This is a genomic window from Klebsiella sp. PCX, assembly GCF_021869705.1.
Classification (GTDB): domain Bacteria; phylum Pseudomonadota; class Gammaproteobacteria; order Enterobacterales; family Enterobacteriaceae; genus Klebsiella; species Klebsiella quasipneumoniae.
Genome location: NZ_CP091527.1, coordinates 2,453,384 through 2,473,529 on the forward strand (window position 1 = coordinate 2,453,384; position 20,146 = coordinate 2,473,529).

A 20,146-nucleotide genomic window follows, 5' to 3' on the forward strand; every position below is an offset into this window, starting at 1 on the left:
ATGTTAGCGCACGACATTGTTATTGCTGAGGAGAAAAAATGCCGCGTCGTACCGCTACCCTGGAGGATGTCGCTCGCGCGGCCGGGGTTTCCCAACAGACCGTCTCCCGGGTCCTGAACCGTCCTGAAGTGGTGTCAGCCCGCACCCGCGAGCAGGTAATCCGCGCGATGCAGGCGCTGCACTACGTACCTAACCGCTCGGCGCAGCTGCTCGCCGGCAAAGCAGCGCCCTCCATTGGGCTTATCACTGCCTCGCTGACCTTGCATGCTCCCTCGCAGATCGCCGCCGCGGTAAAGAGCCATGCCAGCCTGCACCAGTTGGAGGTGGCAATAGCGATGCCGGCGCAGGCCGACTTCGCCGCGCTGCAGGCCCGGCTGGACGAACTGCGCGCCCAGCATATTCGCGGAGTGATCGTTAGTCTGCCGCTGGAGAGCGCTACCGCCGAGCGACTGGTTAAAGAGAACCCGGATATGGCCTGCCTGTTTCTGGACGTCTCCCCGGAGGCCGATGTCTGCTGCGTGCGCTTCGATCATCGCGACGGCTGTGGGGCGTGCGTGCGCCATCTGTGGGAGCTGGGGCATCGCGAATTTGGCCTGCTGGCAGGGCCGGAAAGTTCGGTTTCCGCTCGTCTGCGTCTCGCCAGCTGGCGCGAGGCGCTGCACAGTCTGAATATCGCCCGTTCAACCACGGTGTTCGGAGACTGGAGCGCCGCCAGCGGCTGGCAGAAAACCTTTGAACTGCTGCACCTGCAGCCGCGGATCAGCGCCATTGTGGTGGCGAACGATCAGATGGCGCTCGGGGTACTCAGCGCGCTGGCCCAGCTCAATCGCAGCGGCAGCCAGGCGGTATCGGTGACCGGCTATGACGACACCGCCGACAGTCTCTACTTTCAGCCGCCGCTCACCACGGTGGCGCAGGACTTCGATCTGCTGGGCAAGCGGGCCGTGGAGCGGCTGATTGCTCTGATGGCGGCCCCGCAGCTGCGGATCCGCGAGCTGCTGCCGACCCGGCTCATCGTGCGCCAGTCGGCGTGGCCGCTCGCCGCCGCGGAGGACCGGCAGCAGACCCTGGCGCAGCTGAAAGCGTTGGTGGAGAAGCTCTAGCCGCAGGCCGTTGAGGATTTATTGAGGTTGACCATGCTAACCTCGGGATCAAACGTAGAGAGGTCAGGATCCTCTGCCTGCGAAAAATGCAAAATACAATCTATCCATGCAAGCATTGATTTACCGCCAGTCACATGGCGGTTTTTTTTTGCCTTCCTCCGTTTCCCGCTTTGTTCCGTTCGTTTTTTCGCCTGGCATCCCCTGCGGCGGCATGCTACATCTTTCTTTCGGGATAGATGCCGAACACAACGGGAGTCAAGGTCATGATGGTGATTGAGGGGAAAGAGGCGATTGGGCGGGTAGACTGGCGGCGGGTGAGGACCATCGTCGCCGAGGCCGGGCTGAATGAACGTGATGTTCAGCAGCTGGAGCAGGCGTTTCTCCATAGCACCTTCTGCTGGTTTGGCTATGAGCACGGTCAGCTGATTGCCGTGGCGCGGGCCATCAGCGACTGCACCTGGAGTAGCTATTTGTCGGATGTGGCGATCGTCCCCGACCGCCAGGGGCAGGGCTACGGACAACAGCTAATGCTGGCCATCCGGGAGCAGCTGCTGCCCTTCGGCAAAATCTTTATCTATGCGGTGGCCGATAAAATCCCATTCTATCAGCGCTTTGGTTTTGCCATGCTGACCACCGGGATGGTCTGCGCCAGCGAGGAGGCCATGCGCAACATGCAGGAGCAGGGCTATATCCGCCAGCCCTGAGCGCGGATGCCGGGCAACGCCTGGCTTAAGCGGTTAAACCAGGCGCAGACACCGTCAGAGGGGCCGTTCAAGCACAAACAGATACGCTTCCCGCGACCAGAACAGGGCGGTACGGCGTCGCTCCACCGACATGGTTTTTACCTCCCAGCCTTCGCGGGTATAGCTACTGAGAAACTGGCTCATTTTGTCAGGGTCGGCTTTGGCTTCGCCAAAAAACAGGCTGCCCAGCAGGCCCTCTTTATAGATTACTACCCGACACTCTTTCTTCATCATCGACCATCCTGGCGACCGGTTTACTGTGGCCGTCTATTGTCCGTGGCTGGGACGATTTTGCAATCGGAGAAGTTGCAAACTGTTTACGGTACTGCAGTGGGCTTAGCGCGAAGCGCTGGCGAAAATGGTGGCGCAGGGTGCCAGCGCTGGCAAAGCCGCAGTACTCAGCGATCTGGTCGATGCCCATCGTGCTCTCCGTCAGGTGCTGACGGGCGCGCAGCAGACGCTCCTCCAGCAGCCAGCGGGCGGGGGTTTTACCAGTGGCCTCTTCAAAGCGGCGCAAAAAGGTGCGCGTCCCCATGCCGGTGCGCTGTGCGAGGGAGGCGACGGTGTGGCTGGCGGCAAGATGCTGGTGCAGATAATCAAACAGCTGGCCAAGGCGCAGACTCTCCCGGCTGCGGGCCACCGGACGCAGGACCTGCTGCGCCTGACCGCCGTCGCGATGGGGAGAGACCACCAGGCGGCGGGCGACCACATTCGCTGCCTCGCTGCCGAAATCCTCGCGCACCAGATGCAGACAGAGGTCGATCCCCGCCGCGCTGCCGGCGGAGGTCATCAGCAAATCATCACCCACGTACAGGACATCCTCCACCACCTGGATCTGCGGAAAACGGGACTGCAGCGCGGCGGTGTAGCGCCAGTGGGTTGTCGCCTGGCGGCCATTGAGCAACCCGGCGGCGGCGAGAACGAACACCCCGGAACAGATGGAAATAATCCGGCACCCGCGGGCGTGAGCGGCGGCCAGGGCGGCGCACAGCGCCTCGGGGACCGGGGAGTCGATGCCGCGCCAGCCGGGGACCACGATGGTCTGCGCCTGGGCGAGAAGCTCAGGGCCGCCGTCGGTCATCAGCCGGACTCCGCCGGTGGCTCTCAGAGGCCCTTCATCGACGGCGGCGACGGCGAACTGGTACCAGCGCTCGCCCATTTCCGGGCGCGGCAGGCCGAAGATCTCCACGGCCACGCCAAACTCAAAGGTGCACAGGCCATCGTAGGCGAGGGCCACCACGCGGTGAGGTGACAGTGTCACAGAAGGAGTTGTCAGGATGTTAGCGTTTTCTGTCATGGTTGCCGGCAGATAAGGGTGATGGGCGTCAGTAAAGTAGTGTTATCACAGACAAGGAGAAGACGCCATGAGTGTAGTAACCCAATTTACCCCCGCCAACTCCGCCGAGGCTATCCGCTGGTTCCGCCATAAGCTGCATCTCGAGACCGACTGCGCCGATGTGCACAGCGCCCAGCGTGCCGGCGAGGTCGACTTTGTCCTGCTGCACGTGGTAGGCAGCGAGGAGGCCTTCGCCAGGCGCCACCTGCCCGGCGCGCTGCATCTCCCGCACAGCCAGATCAGCGCCGAGAGAATGGCGGCCTGGCCGGCGGAGACCCTGTTTGTGGTCTATTGCGCCGGGCCGCACTGCAACGGTGCAGACGTTGCCGCGCTAAAGCTGGCCGAACTGGGGCGGCCGGTGAAAATGATGCTCGGCGGGATCACCGGCTGGGAAGATGAGGGCTATGCGTTTGTCGCCGGTAAATGAATATTTTTCATGCACCATGAAATATTCTCGTTTGCGGCACGTCGGCCTGCATGCCAGTATCTGGACATATAGCCATCCAGAAGTCTAAAAATTCAAATAATGAACTATCACGGTGGGCAACTAACGCGCCCACCGCTAAGGAGACAGCATGCAACGTCAACAGGCCCCGTTCCGCGCAGACATCGTCGGCAGTTTTTTGCGCCCGGACAGCATCAAACAGGCGCGTCAGCAGCTGGCTGAGGGGATTATCGACGCCGCTCAGCTACGCGAGATTGAGAATAACGCGATCCGTCATCTGGTCCAGCAGCAGTGCGACTGCGGCCTGCACGTGGTCACCGACGGCGAGTTTCGTCGCGCATGGTGGCATTTTGATTTCTTCGACGGCCTGCAAGGCGTTGAGCGTTACGATGCCGAGCAGGGGATCCAGTTCAACGGCGTGCAGACCAAAGCGCACGGCGTGCGCGTTACCGGCAAGCTGGCGTTTGGCGACCACCCAATGCTGGAGGATTTCCGCTATCTGAAAAGCATCAGCGGCGACGCGCAGCCTAAGATGACCATTCCCAGCCCGAGCGTGCTCCACTTCCGCGGCGGTCGGAAAGATATTGATGCCACCGTTTACCCGGATCTCAGCGACTACTTCGACGACCTGGCCACCACCTGGCGCGACGCGATCCGTGCGTTTTATGACGCCGGCTGCCGCTATCTGCAGCTGGACGATACCGTCTGGGCCTATCTCTGTTCCGATGCCCAGCGTCAGCAGGTGCGCGAGCGCGGCGACGATCCGGATGCGCTGGCGCGCATTTATGCCCGGGTGCTGAACCAGGCGCTGGAGGGCAAGCCGGCCGATCTGACGGTGGGCCTGCACGTCTGCCGGGGCAACTTCCGCTCAACCTGGATCTCGGAGGGCGGTTACGAGCCGGTGGCCGAGGTGCTGTTTGGCGGCGTCAATGTCGATGCCTTCTTCCTCGAGTATGACAACGACCGCTCCGGAGATTTCGCTCCGCTGCGCTTTATTCGTCCCGGCCATCAGCAGGTGGTCCTCGGGCTTATCACCACCAAAAACGGCGAGCTGGAGAACCCGCAGGGGGTAAAAGCGCGCCTCGCTGAGGCGGCGCAATATGTTCCGCTCGAGCAGATCTGCCTGAGTCCGCAGTGCGGTTTCGCCTCCACGGAAGAGGGTAACGCCCTCAGCGAAGACCAGCAGTGGCAAAAAGTCTGTCTGGTGACCGCCATCGCCGCCGACGTCTGGTAATTGCTTTCTTAGCGCAGCGTTGCACCGTGATGAGGCAACGCTGCCATCTCCTTCGCCTCCGCCGTCCGCCTGCGCCGCATCCCACTGTTCTCACAACCTGGCACCGTTTTTGCCTTATCACCTCTGGTTAGCTGTTAATTCTTTATTTTTGCGCTACTCAGGAGTGAATCATGCAACGAAGAACGTTATTAAAAGCTTTTGCACTCTCCGCCTCTGTTATGGCTATGGGTCTCTCCGTCCAGGCCTATGCCGCCGACACCATCAAAGTCGGGATTATGCATTCGCTCTCCGGGACGATGGCGATTTCCGAAACGCCGCTGAAGGACGTCGCCCTGATGGCCATCGACGACATCAACGCCAAAGGCGGGGTGTTGGGCAAGAAGCTGGAGCCGGTGGTGGTCGACCCGGCCTCCAACTGGCCGCTGTTCGCCGAGAAGGCGCGCCAGCTGCTGGCCCAGGACAAGGTGGCGGTGGTGTTTGGCTGCTGGACCTCGGTCTCGCGTAAATCGGTCCTGCCGGTGTTTGAGGAGCTGAACGGCCTGCTGTTCTACCCGGTACAGTACGAAGGGGAAGAGATGTCCCCCAACGTCTTCTATACCGGCGCGGCGCCTAACCAGCAGGCCATCCCGGCGGTGGAATACCTGCTGAGCGAGGACGGCGGCGGCGCCAAACGCTTCTTCCTGCTGGGAACCGACTACGTTTATCCGCGCACCACCAACAAGATCCTTCGCGCCTTCCTGCATGCCAAAGGGATCCAGGACAAAGATATCGAAGAAGTGTACACCCCGTTCGGCTATAGCGATTACCAGACCATCGTCGCCAATATCAAAAAATTCTCCGCCGGCGGCAAAACGGCGGTGGTCTCTACCATTAACGGCGATTCCAACGTGCCGTTCTATAAAGAGCTGGCTAACCAGGGGCTGAAAGCGACCGATGTGCCGGTGGTGGCCTTCTCGGTGGGGGAAGAGGAGCTGCGCGGCATCGATACCAAACCGCTGGTCGGCAACCTCGCGGCATGGAACTACTTTGAGTCGGTCGATAACCCGACCAACAAAGCCTTTGTCGCCGATTATCGCGCTTACGCCAAAGCGCACAAGCTGCCGAATGCCGATACGGTGGTGACCAACGATCCGATGGAGGCGACCTGGGTGGGTCTGCATATGTGGGCGCAGGCGGTGACCAAAGCCGGCACCACCGACGTGGACAAAGTGCGCGACGCTATGGCCGGACAAACCTTCAAAGCGCCGTCCGGTTTCACCCTGACGATGGATGCCACCAACCACCATCTGCATAAGCCGGTGATGATCGGTGAAATTGAAGGCAACGGCCAGTTCAACGTGGTCTGGCAGACCGATGAGCCCGTCCGCGCGCAGCCGTGGAGCCCGTGGATCCCCGGTAATGATAAGAAACCTGACCATCCGGTGAAAACCGTCAGCCAGTAAGCGCCAGGGCCGACGGAGCGGGAACGTCGCGTCCGTCGGCCGCTGACCAGAGGAGAACGACATGAACGCATTGCGTCTCATGAGTGTGTTGACGCTACTGCTGATCCTGCTGCCATGGCGGGCACAGGCCGCGGAGGCGGACGACTTCGTTGCCGCCAGCCGCAGCCAGCAGGCGCAGCTGTTGACCCAGTGGGCGGCAGCGCCGCAGGCGGATCGTCTGCCGTTGCTGCGGGCGTTGACCACCGAGAGCCTGGTGATGGACGACGGAAAACATGCTTTCCGCACCCGACAGGGCGGATTACAGCCATTGGGTGCCGTCGCCGCGCCCCAGGGCGAAACCCGACCGGTGCGTCTGACCAACCGGCTGCGCAATCTGGCCGCCGGCGCGCTGGCCAGCCATCTTATTTTAAGTGACAACGTCACAGAGCGAGCGTCCGCGGCGCGCACTCTGCAGCGGGAAGCGACCCCGTCCATGGCCGCGCTGCTGCAGCAGCGGCTGAAGGCGGAAAGCGATGATAATGTGCGGGGCCTGCTGGAGGTGGCGCTGGCCCGGCTGCAGCTCACTCAGCCTGAGGCCGGCGCGCGGCTGGCCGCCGTGACGCTGCTCGGCCATTCCGCGGACCCGGAAACCCAGGCGCTCCTGATCCCCTTTACCGATGCCCAGCATGAGCCGGATGCGGCGGTGCGCGAGGCGGCCAGCGACAGCCTGCAAAAGATCAAACATCGTCTGCTGATCGGCGATCTGCTGGGCCAGGCCTTTATGGGACTGTCGCTGGGATCGGTGCTGCTGCTGGCCGCGCTGGGGCTGGCGATCACCTACGGCCTGCTGGGGGTGATTAACATGGCCCATGGCGAGATGCTGATGATTGGCGCCTACAGCTGCTGGCTGGTACAGCAGGCGCTGGCGCAGCTCGCGCCGCAGTGGCTGGCCTTTTATCCGCTGGTCGCGCTGCCGGTGGCGTTTCTGGTGACCGCCGGGATCGGCATGGCGCTGGAGCGCACCATTATTCGTCATCTGTATGGTCGGCCGCTGGAGACGCTGCTCGCCACCTGGGGGATCAGCCTGATGCTTATCCAGCTGGTGCGCATGCTGTTTGGCGCGCAGAACGTCGAGGTGGCGAACCCCGCCTGGCTCTCCGGCGGCGTGCAGGTCCTGCCGAACCTGATCCTGCCGTGGAACCGGCTGGCGGTGCTGGCGTTCGTCCTGCTGGTGCTGTGCTTTACCTGGCTCATCCTGAACCGCACCCGTCTGGGGATGAACGTCCGCGCCGTGACGCAGAACCGGGCGATGGCCGCCTGCTGCGGCGTACCTACCGGGCGGGTGGATATGCTGGCCTTTGGCCTCGGCTCCGGTATTGCGGGGCTGGGCGGCGTGGCGCTGTCGCAGCTCGGCAACGTCGGGCCCGAGCTGGGTCAGGGCTATATCATCGACTCATTCCTGGTGGTGGTCCTGGGCGGCGTCGGCCAGCTGGCCGGCAGCGTGGCGGCGGCCTTTGGGCTGGGCATTTTCAACAAAATTCTCGAACCGCAAATGGGCGCTGTGCTGGGCAAAATCCTGATCCTGGTGATGATTATTCTGTTTATTCAGAAACGCCCGCAGGGTCTGTTCGCGCTGAAAGGGAGGGTGATTGACTGATGAGCCAACCTGTTACCTTAACGCTGGCGCAGCGCGCGCCGCGGCCTCTGCGCTGGCTGGGGATCCTGCTGGTGCTGGGGCTACTGAGCATGCCATTTCTGGCACTGCTGCCGGCCTCCCATCCGCTGGCGGTGCCGAGCTGGCTGCTGACCCTGAGCGGTAAAATCCTCTGCTACGCCATTGTGGCGGTGGCGCTGGATCTGGTTTGGGGCTACGCGGGTATGCTGTCGCTGGGGCACGGGATTTTCTTTGCCCTCGGCGGGTACGCTATGGGCATGTACCTGATGCGCCAGGCGGCGGGCGACGGTCTGCCGGCGTTTATGTCTTTTCTCTCCTGGAGCGAACTGCCCTGGTTCTGGTGGGGCACGCAGCATTTCGCCTGGGCGATGGCGCTGGTGGTGCTGGTTCCCGGTCTGCTGGCCCTGGTTTTCGGCTGGTTTGCCTTTCGCTCGAAGATCAAAGGGGTCTATTTCTCGATCATGACCCAGGCCCTGACCTATGCCGGTATGCTGCTGTTCTTTCGCAACGAGACCGGGTTTGGCGGCAATAACGGTTTCACCGGTTTTACCACGTTGCTGGGTTTTCCGGTCACCGCCACCGGCACCCGCGCCACCCTGTTTATGGCCACGATTTTGCTGCTGTTGCTGACCCTGTGGCTGGGCTCGGCGCTGGCGCAGAGTAAGTTTGGCCGGATCCTCACCGCGGTGCGGGATGCCGAGAACCGCCTGATGTTCTGCGGGTACGACCCGCGCGGCTTCAAGCTGCTGGTGTGGACGCTGTCGGCGGTGCTCTGCGGCCTGGCGGGGGCGTTATATGTCCCGCAGGTGGGGATCATCAACCCCAGCGAGATGTCGCCGACCAACTCCATCGAGGCCGCCATCTGGGTGGCGCTCGGCGGGCGCGGCACCCTGATCGGCCCGGTGCTTGGCGCCGGGCTGGTCAACGGCGCGAAGAGCATTTTCACCGTGGCGATGCCGGAGTACTGGCAGCTGTTTCTCGGCCTCATCTTTATCATCGTAACCCTGTTTTTACCCCGCGGGGTGATGGGCCTGCTGCGTCGAGGAGACCGCTAATGCAACCGGATGAAGGACTGTTTACCCGCCAGCTGCCCGGCGATCGCTTTCGTGCGCAAACCGACCCGGTACTGCAGCTGGAGAACATTAACGTTAGCTTTGACGGTTTCCGGGCGCTGACGGACCTGTCGCTGGCGATAGGCGTCGGCGAGCTGCGCTGTGTGATCGGCCCCAACGGCGCGGGCAAGACCACCCTGATGGACGTGATCACCGGCAAAACCCGGCCGCAGAGCGGCAAAGCGATCTATGACCAGTCGGTGGATCTGACCACCCTCGAACCGGTGGCCATCGCCCGCCAGGGCATCGGGCGCAAGTTTCAGAAGCCGACGGTCTTCGAAGCGCTGACGGTGGCGGAAAATCTCGCCCTGGCGATGAAGGGAGATAAATCGGTGTGGGCCAGCCTGCGCGCCCGGCTGAGCAGTGAACAGGACGATCGACTGAATGAGGTGCTGCGCCTGCTGCGTCTTGACGGCGAACGCTACCGCCAGGCGGGGCTGCTTTCCCATGGCCAGAAACAGTTCCTTGAGATCGGCATGCTGCTGGTGCAGGAGCCGCATCTGCTGCTGCTTGATGAGCCAGCGGCCGGCATGACCGATGCGGAAACCGAATATACAGCGGAGCTGTTTCGTACGCTGGCCGGACAGCACTCCCTGATGGTGGTGGAGCACGACATGGGATTTGTCGAGACTATCGCCGACCGGGTGACGGTCCTGCATCAGGGCCAGGTGCTGGCGGAGGGATCGCTGCGGGAGGTGCAGGCCAATGAACAGGTCATTGAAGTTTATCTGGGACGTTAAGGAGCGCCAATGTTACAGGTGAGTCAGCTACATCAATACTACGGCGGTAGCCATATTTTGCGTGGGGTGGATTTTTCCGCCCGTCAGGGCGAGGTCACCTGCCTGCTGGGGCGCAACGGCGTCGGCAAGACCACCCTGCTGAAATGTCTGATGGGGCTTATTCCGGCGCGCAGCGGTGAGGTACGCTGGCAGGATCAGAACATTACCCACCGTAAACCGCATCAGCGGGTGCAGGCCGGGGTGGCCTACGTCCCTCAGGGACGCGAGATTTTTCCGCGCCTGACGGTGGAGGAAAACCTGCTGATGGGGCTATCGCGCTTTCCCGCCCGCGAGGCGCAGCAGGTGCCGGAGGAGATTTACCAGCTTTTCCCGGTGCTCAAGACCATGAAGCAGCGGCGGGGCGGTGACTTATCCGGCGGCCAGCAGCAGCAGCTGGCGATCGGCCGGGCGCTGGCCAGCCGTCCGCAGCTGCTGATCCTCGATGAGCCCACCGAGGGGATCCAGCCCTCGGTCATCAAAGAGATTGGCGAGGTGATCCGTCAGCTGGCGAGCCGCGGGGATATGGCCATCCTGCTGGTGGAACAATTCTATGACTTTGCCGCCGGGCTGGCGGACCACTACCTGGTGATGTCGCGCGGCGCCATCGTCCAGCAGGGCAAGGGCGGAGATATGGAAACCGACGGCGTACGCGCCCTGGTGACTATCTGAACGGACCGGCGGCGTTCGCGCCGCCGGTTTCCTTGCTATTTACGCAGCAGCCGCTGCAGGCGCGCCTGGCGCCAGTTTTTGATCCATTCGCCGAACACGAACAGGCGTAATCCTCTCACCGCCAGCAGAGCGCCCCAGATCAGGGCGACCCAGCCGGACCAGGTGTACTGCGGGTTAGTGTACCGGTTGAGCAGCGCCAGCAGCACGCAGACCACCAGCGCGACCGACAGCGAACGAAAAAAGCGGCTCTCCTGCTGCACCCGCGCTTTCGCTTCCTCTATACGCAGATCCAGCGAGGCTTCCGGGCCCGTAGCGCCCTCCCGCGAGGCTTCGCCGCCGATCTCGGCCACCGTCACCTCAAAGACCGCGGCGAGGGCGCTGAGAGTCTCCAGTCCCGGGCGTTCGCCATTCTCAATGCGCTGGATCGTGCGGACGCTGAGCCCCGCCATTTCGGCCAGCTGTTCCTGGGACCAGGCGCGCTGCAGCCGTAATTGTTTGACCTGATTGTTGCTGTTCATATTTGTATGCTCCATAACGTTCTGCGGATGTAAACTTGTGATGGAGTATGGAAAAGCGGGCCGCCAGCCACCACGACAGCGACCCGACAACGGCCCGACAGCAACCTGACAGCCGCATGCCAGCTGGCGTCAGGCGTTGGCCAGCGGAGAATCCGGCTGCCAGGGGCGGGCATTGATCCCGCGGAAAATCATCAGCCAGGCGGCGACAATCGCCCCGATAAGAATGACAAAAAGCGACCAGTGCGGCAGATGGGTGAGGATCAACCCCGTCAGCATCGGGTTGAATGCCGCGCCCAGCCATCCCAGCGACTGCGCGGAGAAGTAGCTGGCCTTCATCCCCGGCGGGGCGATATGGTCAATCAGCATATACTCGCCGGGGGCATAAATCACCTCGCCAAGGGTGAAGACCGCCGCCGAGATCCCCCACGCCCACAGGCTGGCGCCGGAGAACATAAAGCCCACGAGGCCGATCACAAAGCAGACGGTGCCGAAGGTCATCAGCGGGCGGATATTTCTGGCGCTCAGTCGCCGGCCAACCGCGTACTGCAGAGCGACGACCACCGCGGCGTTAACCGGCAGCACCACGGCCACCACTTTTTCGGCGAAGTCGCTGCTGGCGACCACCAGTACGTACTGCGAGATACAGGAGGCGAAAGCGCCGCCGACGAAGGAGGCCAGCAGCCCTGAACAGGTAAACCACAGCAGTGCGCGGTCGCGCAGCAGCACCGAAGGCGTCCAGACGGCAGCCCCTGGCTGGGCGGCGGCGGCGCCATCTCGCTGCAGAAACAGCTGAATAAACACTAACGGGAAGGCGGCGCAGGCTGCCGCCAGCCAGAATGGCAGATTAATGCTGTGCATCACCAGCAGCGTGCCGATGGGCGGTCCGACGGTCCAGCCGATGTTGAGGATGGTATAGTTCAGCGAGAAAATGCGCGCTTTTTTCTCCGCCGTCAGCCGGTCGGCGAACCAGGCTTTCAGCACGGTGGAAAAGACCGAGTAGGCGCAGTTGATCAGCGCAAAGAAGATCACCACCAGGATAGCGTTATTGACCAGCGGTATCGCGCTGAAACCAAGGATAAACACCAGCACTGACCACACCATATAGCGCTTTTTGTCGAACTTGTCCGCGAGGATGCCAAAGCCCATGCTAAACAGCACGCCCACCACGAGGGCCAGCGACAGGGCGTAGCCAATCACATCCACCTCCAGCTGATAGCGTCGGGTGAGGTAGATGGTCATAAACGGCAGTGTGGCCCCGCGGCCGATAGTCAACAGTAGCGACGATGCCAGCAGCGCGATGGTGGAGCGCCGGAGTGTGGTGATCATGATTTCCTTGCCTGTCATGTTGTTATAATTTTATGTCTTCGATCACAAATAACACGGCCATCACGCCTTGTACAGGTCGCCCCGGTGGCGATAGGCACTTCCGAACCTGCCAAAAATAATGATCTATCCTGGCGACCGCTTTTTCGCTACTTTGATTTTGTTCACAAAAATTCTAATAACGACAGAGGCAGGGTATGACGAGGAAAGATGGACTGCTGGCGCTGCTGGTAGTGGTGGTGTGGGGGCTTAACTTCGTGGTGATTAAGCTGGGATTGCACAATATGCCGCCGCTGATGCTGGCGGGCCTGCGCTTTATGCTGGTCGCCTTCCCGGCGCTGCTGTTTGTCGCCCGGCCGGCCATTCCGCTGCGCCTGCTGCTGGGCTATGGCCTGACCATTAGCTTTGGCCAGTTTGCCTTTTTGTTCTGCGCTATCGGCCTGGGCATGCCGGCGGGGCTGGCGTCGCTGGTGCTGCAGGCGCAAGCCTTTTTTACCATCATTCTTGGCGCCTTCGTCTTTGGCGAACGCTTACAGGGCAAGCAGCTGGCGGGGATCGCGCTGGCGATCTTCGGCGTGCTGGTGCTGGTGGAGGGGAGCCTCGGCGGGGAGCATGTCCCGCTGGTGGGCTTTATGCTGACCCTGGCGGCGGCGCTCAGCTGGGCCTGCGGCAATATTTTCAACAAAAAAATCATGTCCCAGGCGACCCGCCCGCCAATCATGTCGCTGGTGGTGTGGAGCGCATTGATCCCGGTGCTGCCGTTTATGTTTGCCTCGTGGCTGATCGATGGCCCGCAGCTCATGCTGGCGAGTCTACGCCAGATCGATATGCTGACGGTTCTCTCGCTGCTTTACCTGGCGTTTATCGCCACCCTCGTCGGCTATGGTATCTGGGGCTCGCTGCTGGGGCGCTATGAAACCTGGCGGGTGGCGCCGCTGTCGCTGCTGGTGCCGGTAGTGGGGATGGCCAGCGCCGCGCTGCTGCTGGGGGAGACGCTGAGCGGACTGCAGCTCGCCGGGGCGGCGCTGATCATGGCCGGGCTCTATATCAACGTTTTCGGTCTGCGTCTGGTGCGGCCGGGCATGGCGCGCGGGTAAAAAAAAGCCCCGGAGACGGGGCTATACACAAGTATGCGTGTAATGGCATCACAGGTCGTGCTGCTGGTAGTACGGCACGCCTAGTTCGTCAGATTTATCATTGCCGGCCGCCATATGATTGAAATCAAACGGCGAGTCGTTATGGTCCGAAGGGAGAATCATTGTGTCACGCTGGTTTTGCCGCACCGGCGTGGTGGTTTGCTCCGCAAAGCTGAAGCTGGATGCCAGCGACAGAAGGACGATAGCTGCGGCAGCGAATAGTTTCATGATTTCCTCAATACGTCTTTGATATTACAGGCGATTAACATCAGTTATTTAGCGGATGCAGATAGCGGGATTCGCCAGGTACATTCGTTATGCGATATTTGTGGGGCGGAACATCAAAATAGTTTTTAAATGTTCGCGTCAAGGTCTGCTGCGATTCGAAACCGTAGCGTTCCGCCAGGTACAGGATTGGCTCATTGCTCTGCTTGAGCTTTTGCGCAATCTCCGTCAGCTTACGGCTGCGGATGTACTGGCCGAGGGAATGGCCAGTCTCTTTCTTAAACATACGTTGCAGGTGCCACTTGGAGTAACCTGAGCGCTCAGACACTTTTTCCAGCGACAGGGGCGATTCCAGGTTATCCTCGATCCACGACAAAATACTATGGATAGTGATGGCGTCATTATTACGTCTGGACATCATCTTACCTCTTCTTATTTTTACGGCAGGACCTTCTTGAGGAGTTGCTCAAGCATGGCGACTTCGTCCGCCGACAGATTTTTTGTTAACTCCTGGTGTAACTTCTGACCCACAACCTGATGACACTGCTCGCAAAGGGCTGCGCCGTCTGGCGTCAACTGCACCAGCACACCGCGCTTGTCAGCGGGGTTGGGTAACCGTTCAATCCAGCCTTTACACGCCAGGCGGTCGAGCATACGCGTCATCGCGCCCGGGTCGACGGAAAGCACGGTTTTCAGCTCAACGGGGGTAATACATACCTCGCAACGAATGGAACAGAGCACCCGAAACTGGGTCGCGGTAATATCCATGGGTGAGAGGTAGTCGTTGAGCAGGCGATCTTTTTTTTGGTTAACCATCTGGATCAAGCGGCCCAGCGGGATCATCTCGTTGAACAGGTCGCTGGTATTTTTCATGATGGTTGCCCAGGCAATGATTTAGTTGCGAGTGATACTATTGCCCAGGCAATCATAAGTCAACATTATGAATTAGCCGATGCCACGATTTGCTAAAACAAAAAAATTCGACGCGTGTCACTGTTTGTAAATTTTCTAACGCTTGTTAATTTTTGGCAAAAGTGATTTATCAGCTGGCTGGCGTTGGAATTGTTGAAGCCGGTATACTCACGGACTGAAACCATCTTTAAAAAATGAATATTTACGGGACTTTATTTAACTATGTTCGATTTGTTTAAAGCGATAGGGCTCGGCCTGGCGGTGCTTTTACCGCTGGCGAATCCGCTGACTACCGTGGCGCTGTTCCTCGGCCTCGCGGGCAATATGAACAACGCCGAGCGTAACAAGCAGGCGTTGATGGCCTCGGTGTATGTCTTCGCCATCCTGATGGTGTCATGGTATGCCGGCCAGGTGGTGATGAATACATTCGGCATATCAATACCTGGGCTGCGAATCGCCGGGGGGTTGATTGTGGCCTTTATCGGTTTCCGTATGCTGTTCCCCCAGCAAAAAGCCCACGATTCGATGGAAGCGAAGATCAAATCGGAAGAACTACAGGATGAGCCGACCGCCAATATCGCCTTTGTGCCGCTGGCGATGCCAAGCACCGCCGGTCCGGGCACCATCGCGATGATCATTAGTTCCGCCTCGACCGTTAAGCACGGGGTGGACTTTCCGGAGTGGGTGGTACTGGCGGCGCCGCCGATTATCTTTGCCCTGTTGGCGATTATTCTCTGGGGTTGCCTGCGCAGTTCGGGGGCGATTATGCGTCTGGTAGGCAAAGGCGGCATTGAGGCCATCTCACGACTGATGGGTTTCCTGCTGGTCTGCATGGGCGTGCAATTTATTATTAATGGCGTGCTGGAGATCATTTCGACCTGGCATCCCTGACCGCGGTGATGCGCAGAGAGACAACAGCCCGCCGGAGCGATACCGGCGGGCTTTTTTTGCGGCTGAATTAAGAGTGGTGCGGCTGGTGTTCTTCCAGCGAAACCGGCCAGCGGCGGAAGATCAGCAGGGCCCAGATCAGGCCTGCCAGCGCCGGGATAGCGCCGATATAGCCGATGGAGGCCATAGAGAGATGCAGACTCACCTGGCTGCCCACCAGCGCGCCGGCGCCAATGCCGATATTAAAGATGCCCGAGAACAGCGACATGGCGACGTCGGTGGCGTCCGGGGCGGAGGCCAGCACTTTCACCTGCATGCCGAGACCGATAATCATAATCGCCACCCCCCAGAAGATGCTGAGCAGCATCAGGTGGTGCGGGTTATGCGAGGCCGGCAGAAGCAGCAGCAGACAGGCCAGCAGCAGGCCGATGGCGAGGCTTATCAGCCCCGAAGCGTGCTGGTTACCGAGCTTGCCGAACAGAATGCTGCCGATAATCCCGGCCCCGCCGAGGATCAGCAGCAGCACGGTGGCAAAATTGCCGCTCAGACCCGCCACCGTCTGGACGAAGGGTTCGATATAGCTGTAGGCGGTATAATGGGCGGTCACCACCACTACGGTCAGAATGTATACGCTGACCAGCGCCGGGCGACGGAACAGCACCGGCAGGCTCTTCAGCGAGCCTGAGTGTTCGCTCGGCAGGGTCGGCAGCAGTTTCACCAGGCAGACCAGGGTGGCTAACGCGCCCAGGCCGATCGCCAGGAAGGTCATTCGCCAGCCAAAATACTGGCCGATGATGCGGCCGATCGGAATCCCAAACACCATCGCCAGCGCGGTACCGGTGGCGATCAGACTGAGCGCCTGCGCCCGTTTGCCCGGGGGTGCCATGCGGATGGCTAGCGCCGACGTTATCGACCAGAACACCGCATGGGTGAAGGCGATGCCGATGCGGCTGATGACCAGCACGTCAAAATTCCATGCAAAGAACGACAGCACATGGCTGGCGATAAACAGAATAAACAGGCCGATGAGCAACCGCCGGCGCTCCACTTTGCTGGTCAGCAGCATAAACGGCAGCGACATTAACGCCACCACCCATGCGTAGATGGTCAGCATCATGCCCACCTGGGCGGTTTCCATGTCGAAGCTGTCGGCAATATCCGACAGCAGACCGACCGGGGCGAATTCTGTGGTGTTAAAAATAAACGCGGCGATGGCCAACGTCACGACACGTAGCCACGCTACCTTGCGTGAGACCGTATTCGTAGTCATAAGCTCTGGACTGGTGATTCAGGGGAAGATGTGACGCCGATCATAAAACGTTTGCTGGCGAAAAGACAATCATTATGTGATCTGTCTCTCATTTCACTGTAAGCAGCCAGGCGCGGTTAAGCAATTAATTTTGCTATGGATAGTGTCAGAGGGGCACTTTTATGTCATGTTGAAGGAAAGTAAAAAAAGTAAGGACAGTGTATGCAGGAAATTCAATTTTATCTGGTCGATGCTTTCAGCGATAAAAACTTCGGTGGCAATGCCGCGGCCGTCTGCCCCCTCAGCGAGTGGTTAGCCGACGATGTGCTGCTGAAAATGGCCCAACAGCATAATCAGTCCGAAACGGCGTTCTTCGTCCGCACCGACGAAGGCTATGAGCTGCGCTGGTTTACCACGCTGCACGAGATCAACCTCTGCGGTCATGCCACCCTGGCCGCGGCGCACGTTATTTTTGAATATCTCGACCATCCCTCGGCGACCATCACCTTCAGCACCCGCTTCGTTGGCGACCTGCGAGTCACCCGCAGCGGCGACTGGCTGACGCTCGACTTCCCGGCGTGGACGACCACCCCGGTGGCCAACCCGCCGGCGGACCTGCTGGCCGGACTAGGCCTCGAGGCGGCCGTCGAGGTACGTGAAGGGCGCGATTATCTGGTGCTGCTGGCGAATCGTCAGCAGGTTGAAGCGGTGCGGCCGGACATGGCGCGCCTGCAGACGCTTGGCAAAATGATCTGCGTCAGCGCGCCGGATGAGGAGTATGACTTTGTCAGCCGCTTCTTCTGCCCGGGTGAAGGGGTGCCGGAGGATCCGGTGACCGGCTCCGCCCATAGCATGCTGATCCCCTGGTGGGGCGAAAAACTGGGGAAAACCACCATGATGGCGCGCCAGGGCTCCGCCCGCGGCGGCGACCTGCGCTGCCAGTGGCAGGGCGACAGGGTGCTTATCGGCGGCCAGGCCACCACCTATCTGCGCGGGACTGTCTATTTGCGTTAATCATCACCGCCGCGTCGTTCCGCTGTCCGGGGACGGCGCGGCGTGCGTCATCAGGCGAGGGAGGCGCCACCGCACATCACCAGCTCCTGTCCGGTCATCGCCGATGCGCCCTCACTCAATAACCAGCTTATCAGCGAGACCACCTCTTGCGGGGTAATGAGCCGCCCCAGCGGCGGCAGCTGCGGCGGGGAGCTTTCCCTGCCGGGCTGACGGAGCATCGGCGTATCGGTTGCCCCGGGCGCCACCACGTTGACCGTCACCCCAGCGGGCGCCAGCTCTGCCGCCCAGCTTCTGGCAAGGGCGACCAGCGCGGCTTTGGTGGCCGTATACTGTGAACGACCCGCTGCGCCACGTGATGTACGGCTTCCCAGCAGAACAATCCGCCCACCCGGCCTCATGGCCGGGGCGAAGTGATTGACCAGCATCTGGGCTGCGTCGACATGTAAACGCCACAGCGACTCGCCGTGCAGTGGATCCAGATTGCCCAGGGTTGCGGCGGTCATCGAGCCCGCGGCGTGGATGATGGCCTGAGGAGGCTCAATCTGCTCCAGCGCCGCCAGCAGCGCGCTGCGTTGGCTGACGTCGACCGTCAGATGGCGAAAGTTCGGCTGTGAGAAGGGCGGCAGCGAACGGCTCATGCCGACCACCTGCCAGCCGTCCTCCAGCAACTGCCTCACCACCGCGGCGCCGATCCCGGAACTGGCCCCGGTTACAATTGCCTGCTTCATCGCGCCTCCAGCATCGCCGCCGGGATCTTGAATACCGCCTTTCTGACCGGCGCTGGCGTCGAAACCGCACACAGCGCCTGGTGCGGTTCGCCGGGGTAAAAGACCGCGAAGTCGCCGGGACGCAGCAGAATAGAGACACTCTCCGGGGCCGGCTGACAGATATAGAGGTCGGGCTTAATCTCATTATCTTCCGGGCGCATCGCGGGAGCCATGCCCGCCTGGATCCGCTCCTCGCCGGCCAGGATGACCTGAATATCCGCCCACTGGCGATGATATTCCGTATGCCGCTCGGCCGCGGGCTGGGTTTGCACCACGCTGAGGGTGCAGAACCACGGCGCGCCGTCGGGCTGGAACCGGCCATCCTCTCTGGCGCTCAGGGCGGCCAGCGAGCAGACCTCGCTGCTCAAAAGCTGGTTTAACGCCGGCGGCAGGCCAGCCTGCTGCAGCGCCTGCAGATTACCGATAATCATGCGCTTTCTCCTTTCACCCACTGTGGCGAAACGCGAACATACTTGATCGCCTGGCGGTACCAGGTGTAGGCGATATGCAAATTACCGTCTGCTCCCTGTTTGATGCTGGGGTAGGAGAACTCCCGGTTCAGCTTCTGCTCCGAATTATTGGTCATGCAGTAGCCGTCACCCTCGTCAAGATTGCGCAACCACGGCCAGCTTTTGCCGCCATCGGGTGAAATCGCCACCGTCATCGGCGCGCGTGGCGCGCCCCAGAAGGCGCTTTTCCCGGTTGTTTCCGGCTCCTTACGGCCATCGTCATCCGCAATTTCATCGTACAGCGAGGCACGACGTTCAGTGGCTCCGGCGGCGCTCATATTATTGAACACCAGCACCAGTTCGCCATTGTCGAGAGTTGTCGCCTGAATGGACGAGTTATTGTTCGGCAGCGTCGTGGGCGCCGGCGCAGACCAGCTTTCACCCTGGTCGCTGGAGTGGCTGAACCAGATATGATCCGCCCAGCGACTGCGAAAGAAGGCCGCCAGTCCGCCGTCGGGATGCGGGGTGATGCTCATATGGACGCAGCCAAGGCTCTCCGGGACTGCCACGTCACGCCAGCTTATGCCGCCGTCTGAGGAGATTTTCACCGCGCTGACGTCATTGTTACCCACCCATTTCTCGCCTGGTTCGGTGCGGCAGTAAAACACTGGCAACAGCCAGCTGCCGTCAGGCATGACGCTAATCGGCTGGCGAATAAAGGTACCGGGCTGATCCAACAGGGTGTCGATGGGACCCCAGCTTTGCCCGCCGTCATGTGACTGGCGGTAGCGGACAATGGCGGTATCCTGGTTGCCGGCGTATTGCGCCGTCCATAACAGCCACACTACCTGGTCAGGCGCCTGAAACAGCACCGGATTTTGTTCCGAGCGGTCAGGATCGTCAGAGAGCTTAACCGCTTCGCTCCAGCGATCGCTGTCGGTGGCTAACCGCGATCCCCAGATCGAAATGTCGGCTTTCCCTTCCTGCGAGCCGCCGAACCAGACGCACATCAGGCTGCCATCTTTCAGCTGAAGCAGGTTGGCGGCATGATTTTGCGGGCAGGCGCAGGGGAGCATCGCCCATGCGATATGTTCATCTTGTGGGTGCTGGCGAATGACGCCGTCGAAAGAAGGTATTGTGGTCATGTT

The 20,146-nt window shown here is 60.9% G+C and carries 23 protein-coding genes; 12 read left to right on the top strand and 11 right to left on the bottom strand.

Features of this window, described 5'->3' with window-relative positions; genetic code table 11:
* Positions 1 to 38 precede the first annotated feature (38 nt).
* Positions 39 to 1,103 carry a LacI family DNA-binding transcriptional regulator gene (locus GQR96_RS11555; protein WP_004205987.1) on the top strand — a complete coding sequence of 355 codons (1,065 nt, stop codon included), beginning with the start codon at positions 39 to 41 and terminating at the stop codon, positions 1,101 to 1,103.
* Between the two features lie 263 nt (positions 1,104 to 1,366).
* On the top strand, positions 1,367 to 1,807 hold the full coding sequence (locus tag GQR96_RS11560) for a GNAT family N-acetyltransferase (protein ID WP_004205986.1): 441 nt from the start codon (positions 1,367 to 1,369) through the stop codon (positions 1,805 to 1,807).
* Between the two features lie 54 nt (positions 1,808 to 1,861).
* Here the strand turns inward: GQR96_RS11560 and GQR96_RS11565 are convergent, their stop codons facing one another.
* Together GQR96_RS11565 and ftrA are read right to left on the bottom strand one after the other, a co-directional pair.
* Positions 1,862 to 2,077, bottom strand: a complete 216-nt coding sequence (locus GQR96_RS11565) for a DUF4177 domain-containing protein (protein ID WP_004205985.1) — start codon at positions 2,075 to 2,077, stop codon at positions 1,862 to 1,864.
* Positions 2,046 to 3,143 (bottom strand): transcriptional regulator FtrA, encoded by a 1,098-nt coding sequence (ftrA, locus tag GQR96_RS11570; protein ID WP_065903416.1) that lies wholly within the window; start codon positions 3,141 to 3,143, stop codon positions 2,046 to 2,048. The genes GQR96_RS11565 and ftrA overlap by 32 nt, the downstream gene beginning before the upstream one ends.
* A 67-nt stretch (positions 3,144 to 3,210) precedes the next feature.
* Between ftrA and GQR96_RS11575 the strand changes: the two genes are divergently transcribed.
* The 7 genes from GQR96_RS11575 (at position 3,211) to urtE (ending at position 10,517) form a co-directional block, all read left to right on the top strand.
* Positions 3,211 to 3,609 (top strand): rhodanese-like domain-containing protein, encoded by a 399-nt coding sequence (locus tag GQR96_RS11575; protein ID WP_065903418.1) that lies wholly within the window; start codon positions 3,211 to 3,213, stop codon positions 3,607 to 3,609.
* A gap of 148 nt (positions 3,610 to 3,757) precedes the next feature.
* The gene (locus GQR96_RS11580; protein WP_069734172.1) at positions 3,758 to 4,861 is read left to right on the top strand and encodes a cobalamin-independent methionine synthase II family protein; all 1,104 of its coding nucleotides are present in this window, start codon (positions 3,758 to 3,760) and stop codon (positions 4,859 to 4,861) included.
* Between the two features lie 170 nt (positions 4,862 to 5,031).
* A complete protein-coding gene (gene urtA, locus GQR96_RS11585; protein ID WP_049115620.1) occupies positions 5,032 to 6,303 on the top strand; it encodes an urea ABC transporter substrate-binding protein in 1,272 nt (423 codons plus the stop codon).
* A gap of 61 nt (positions 6,304 to 6,364) precedes the next feature.
* Entirely contained in the window at positions 6,365 to 7,939 is a 1,575-nt protein-coding gene (urtB, locus tag GQR96_RS11590; RefSeq protein WP_065802356.1) for an urea ABC transporter permease subunit UrtB, read from the top strand.
* Positions 7,939 to 9,012, top strand: a complete 1,074-nt coding sequence (urtC, locus tag GQR96_RS11595; RefSeq protein ID WP_065877671.1) for an urea ABC transporter permease subunit UrtC — start codon at positions 7,939 to 7,941, stop codon at positions 9,010 to 9,012. The genes urtB and urtC overlap by 1 nt, the downstream gene beginning before the upstream one ends.
* Entirely contained in the window at positions 9,012 to 9,809 is a 798-nt protein-coding gene (urtD, locus tag GQR96_RS11600; RefSeq protein ID WP_004205978.1) for an urea ABC transporter ATP-binding protein UrtD, read from the top strand. The genes urtC and urtD overlap by 1 nt, the downstream gene beginning before the upstream one ends.
* A gap of 9 nt (positions 9,810 to 9,818) precedes the next feature.
* Positions 9,819 to 10,517, top strand: a complete 699-nt coding sequence (gene urtE / locus GQR96_RS11605; protein ID WP_004205977.1) for an urea ABC transporter ATP-binding subunit UrtE — start codon at positions 9,819 to 9,821, stop codon at positions 10,515 to 10,517.
* A gap of 35 nt (positions 10,518 to 10,552) precedes the next feature.
* On the opposite strand, the gene GQR96_RS11610 is transcribed toward urtE, so the two are convergent.
* Together GQR96_RS11610 and ydeE are read right to left on the bottom strand one after the other, a co-directional pair.
* The gene (locus tag GQR96_RS11610) at positions 10,553 to 11,035 is read right to left on the bottom strand and encodes a helix-turn-helix domain-containing protein (protein ID WP_064187249.1); all 483 of its coding nucleotides are present in this window, start codon (positions 11,033 to 11,035) and stop codon (positions 10,553 to 10,555) included.
* A gap of 129 nt (positions 11,036 to 11,164) precedes the next feature.
* A complete protein-coding gene (gene ydeE / locus GQR96_RS11615; protein ID WP_004205975.1) occupies positions 11,165 to 12,361 on the bottom strand; it encodes an efflux MFS transporter YdeE in 1,197 nt (398 codons plus the stop codon).
* Positions 12,362 to 12,555: 194 nt separating this feature from the next.
* On the opposite strand from ydeE, the gene eamA reads away from it, so the two are divergent.
* Entirely contained in the window at positions 12,556 to 13,455 is a 900-nt protein-coding gene (gene eamA, locus GQR96_RS11620) for an O-acetylserine/cysteine exporter (RefSeq protein WP_065697120.1), read from the top strand.
* Positions 13,456 to 13,503: 48 nt separating this feature from the next.
* Here eamA and marB read toward each other — a convergent pair whose 3' ends face one another.
* The 3 genes from marB to marR are packed head-to-tail and all read right to left on the bottom strand — an operon-like array spanning position 13,504 to position 14,592.
* Positions 13,504 to 13,722 (bottom strand): multiple antibiotic resistance protein MarB, encoded by a 219-nt coding sequence (gene marB, locus GQR96_RS11625; RefSeq protein WP_043519537.1) that lies wholly within the window; start codon positions 13,720 to 13,722, stop codon positions 13,504 to 13,506.
* Between the two features lie 40 nt (positions 13,723 to 13,762).
* Positions 13,763 to 14,137 (bottom strand): MDR efflux pump AcrAB transcriptional activator MarA, encoded by a 375-nt coding sequence (gene marA, locus GQR96_RS11630; protein ID WP_002904397.1) that lies wholly within the window; start codon positions 14,135 to 14,137, stop codon positions 13,763 to 13,765.
* Between the two features lie 20 nt (positions 14,138 to 14,157).
* Positions 14,158 to 14,592 carry a multiple antibiotic resistance transcriptional regulator MarR gene (gene marR / locus GQR96_RS11635; RefSeq protein WP_017900358.1) on the bottom strand — a complete coding sequence of 145 codons (435 nt, stop codon included), beginning with the start codon at positions 14,590 to 14,592 and terminating at the stop codon, positions 14,158 to 14,160.
* Positions 14,593 to 14,853: 261 nt separating this feature from the next.
* On the opposite strand from marR, the gene GQR96_RS11640 reads away from it, so the two are divergent.
* Complete coding sequence (locus tag GQR96_RS11640) at positions 14,854 to 15,522, top strand: MarC family NAAT transporter (RefSeq protein WP_004205969.1); 669 nt, start codon at positions 14,854 to 14,856, stop codon at positions 15,520 to 15,522.
* Between the two features lie 67 nt (positions 15,523 to 15,589).
* Here the strand turns inward: GQR96_RS11640 and GQR96_RS11645 are convergent, their stop codons facing one another.
* Positions 15,590 to 16,789, bottom strand: a complete 1,200-nt coding sequence (locus GQR96_RS11645; RefSeq protein ID WP_065697122.1) for a sugar transporter — start codon at positions 16,787 to 16,789, stop codon at positions 15,590 to 15,592.
* A 201-nt stretch (positions 16,790 to 16,990) separates the two neighbouring features.
* On the opposite strand from GQR96_RS11645, the gene GQR96_RS11650 reads away from it, so the two are divergent.
* Entirely contained in the window at positions 16,991 to 17,782 is a 792-nt protein-coding gene (locus GQR96_RS11650) for a PhzF family phenazine biosynthesis protein (protein WP_065904761.1), read from the top strand.
* A 50-nt stretch (positions 17,783 to 17,832) separates the two neighbouring features.
* Here the strand turns inward: GQR96_RS11650 and GQR96_RS11655 are convergent, their stop codons facing one another.
* From GQR96_RS11655 to GQR96_RS11665, 3 genes are read right to left on the bottom strand one after another with little or no spacing between them, the layout of a single operon-like run.
* Positions 17,833 to 18,510, bottom strand: a complete 678-nt coding sequence (locus GQR96_RS11655) for an SDR family NAD(P)-dependent oxidoreductase (RefSeq protein WP_065697124.1) — start codon at positions 18,508 to 18,510, stop codon at positions 17,833 to 17,835.
* Positions 18,507 to 18,980 (bottom strand): NanQ anomerase/TabA/YiaL family protein, encoded by a 474-nt coding sequence (locus GQR96_RS11660; protein WP_048324142.1) that lies wholly within the window; start codon positions 18,978 to 18,980, stop codon positions 18,507 to 18,509. Before GQR96_RS11660 ends, GQR96_RS11655 begins: the two co-directional genes overlap by 4 nt.
* The gene (locus GQR96_RS11665; RefSeq protein WP_057215137.1) at positions 18,977 to 20,143 is read right to left on the bottom strand and encodes a sialidase family protein; all 1,167 of its coding nucleotides are present in this window, start codon (positions 20,141 to 20,143) and stop codon (positions 18,977 to 18,979) included. Before GQR96_RS11665 ends, GQR96_RS11660 begins: the two co-directional genes overlap by 4 nt.
* Between the last annotated feature and the right edge of the window lie 3 nt (positions 20,144 to 20,146).

Excerpts from the sequence above, each read along its gene's own strand:
- GQR96_RS11555 (WP_004205987.1), top strand. The coding sequence starts at position 39 with ATGCCGCGTCGTACCGCTACCCTGGAGGATGTCGCTCGCGCGGCCGGG.
- GQR96_RS11560 (WP_004205986.1), top strand. The coding sequence starts at position 1,367 with ATGATGGTGATTGAGGGGAAAGAGGCGATTGGGCGGGTAGACTGGCGG.
- GQR96_RS11565 (WP_004205985.1), bottom strand. The coding sequence starts at position 2,077 with ATGAAGAAAGAGTGTCGGGTAGTAATCTATAAAGAGGGCCTGCTGGGC.
- ftrA (WP_065903416.1), bottom strand. The coding sequence starts at position 3,143 with ATGACAGAAAACGCTAACATCCTGACAACTCCTTCTGTGACACTGTCA.
- GQR96_RS11575 (WP_065903418.1), top strand. The coding sequence starts at position 3,211 with ATGAGTGTAGTAACCCAATTTACCCCCGCCAACTCCGCCGAGGCTATC.
- GQR96_RS11580 (WP_069734172.1), top strand. The coding sequence starts at position 3,758 with ATGCAACGTCAACAGGCCCCGTTCCGCGCAGACATCGTCGGCAGTTTT.
- urtA (WP_049115620.1), top strand. The coding sequence starts at position 5,032 with ATGCAACGAAGAACGTTATTAAAAGCTTTTGCACTCTCCGCCTCTGTT.
- urtB (WP_065802356.1), top strand. The coding sequence starts at position 6,365 with ATGAACGCATTGCGTCTCATGAGTGTGTTGACGCTACTGCTGATCCTG.
- urtC (WP_065877671.1), top strand. The coding sequence starts at position 7,939 with ATGAGCCAACCTGTTACCTTAACGCTGGCGCAGCGCGCGCCGCGGCCT.
- urtD (WP_004205978.1), top strand. The coding sequence starts at position 9,012 with ATGCAACCGGATGAAGGACTGTTTACCCGCCAGCTGCCCGGCGATCGC.
- urtE (WP_004205977.1), top strand. The coding sequence starts at position 9,819 with ATGTTACAGGTGAGTCAGCTACATCAATACTACGGCGGTAGCCATATT.
- GQR96_RS11610 (WP_064187249.1), bottom strand. The coding sequence starts at position 11,035 with ATGAACAGCAACAATCAGGTCAAACAATTACGGCTGCAGCGCGCCTGG.
- ydeE (WP_004205975.1), bottom strand. The coding sequence starts at position 12,361 with ATGATCACCACACTCCGGCGCTCCACCATCGCGCTGCTGGCATCGTCG.
- eamA (WP_065697120.1), top strand. The coding sequence starts at position 12,556 with ATGACGAGGAAAGATGGACTGCTGGCGCTGCTGGTAGTGGTGGTGTGG.
- marB (WP_043519537.1), bottom strand. The coding sequence starts at position 13,722 with ATGAAACTATTCGCTGCCGCAGCTATCGTCCTTCTGTCGCTGGCATCC.
- marA (WP_002904397.1), bottom strand. The coding sequence starts at position 14,137 with ATGTCCAGACGTAATAATGACGCCATCACTATCCATAGTATTTTGTCG.
- marR (WP_017900358.1), bottom strand. The coding sequence starts at position 14,592 with ATGAAAAATACCAGCGACCTGTTCAACGAGATGATCCCGCTGGGCCGC.
- GQR96_RS11640 (WP_004205969.1), top strand. The coding sequence starts at position 14,854 with ATGTTCGATTTGTTTAAAGCGATAGGGCTCGGCCTGGCGGTGCTTTTA.
- GQR96_RS11645 (WP_065697122.1), bottom strand. The coding sequence starts at position 16,789 with ATGACTACGAATACGGTCTCACGCAAGGTAGCGTGGCTACGTGTCGTG.
- GQR96_RS11650 (WP_065904761.1), top strand. The coding sequence starts at position 16,991 with ATGCAGGAAATTCAATTTTATCTGGTCGATGCTTTCAGCGATAAAAAC.
- GQR96_RS11655 (WP_065697124.1), bottom strand. The coding sequence starts at position 18,510 with ATGAAGCAGGCAATTGTAACCGGGGCCAGTTCCGGGATCGGCGCCGCG.
- GQR96_RS11660 (WP_048324142.1), bottom strand. The coding sequence starts at position 18,980 with ATGATTATCGGTAATCTGCAGGCGCTGCAGCAGGCTGGCCTGCCGCCG.
- GQR96_RS11665 (WP_057215137.1), bottom strand. The coding sequence starts at position 20,143 with ATGACCACAATACCTTCTTTCGACGGCGTCATTCGCCAGCACCCACAA.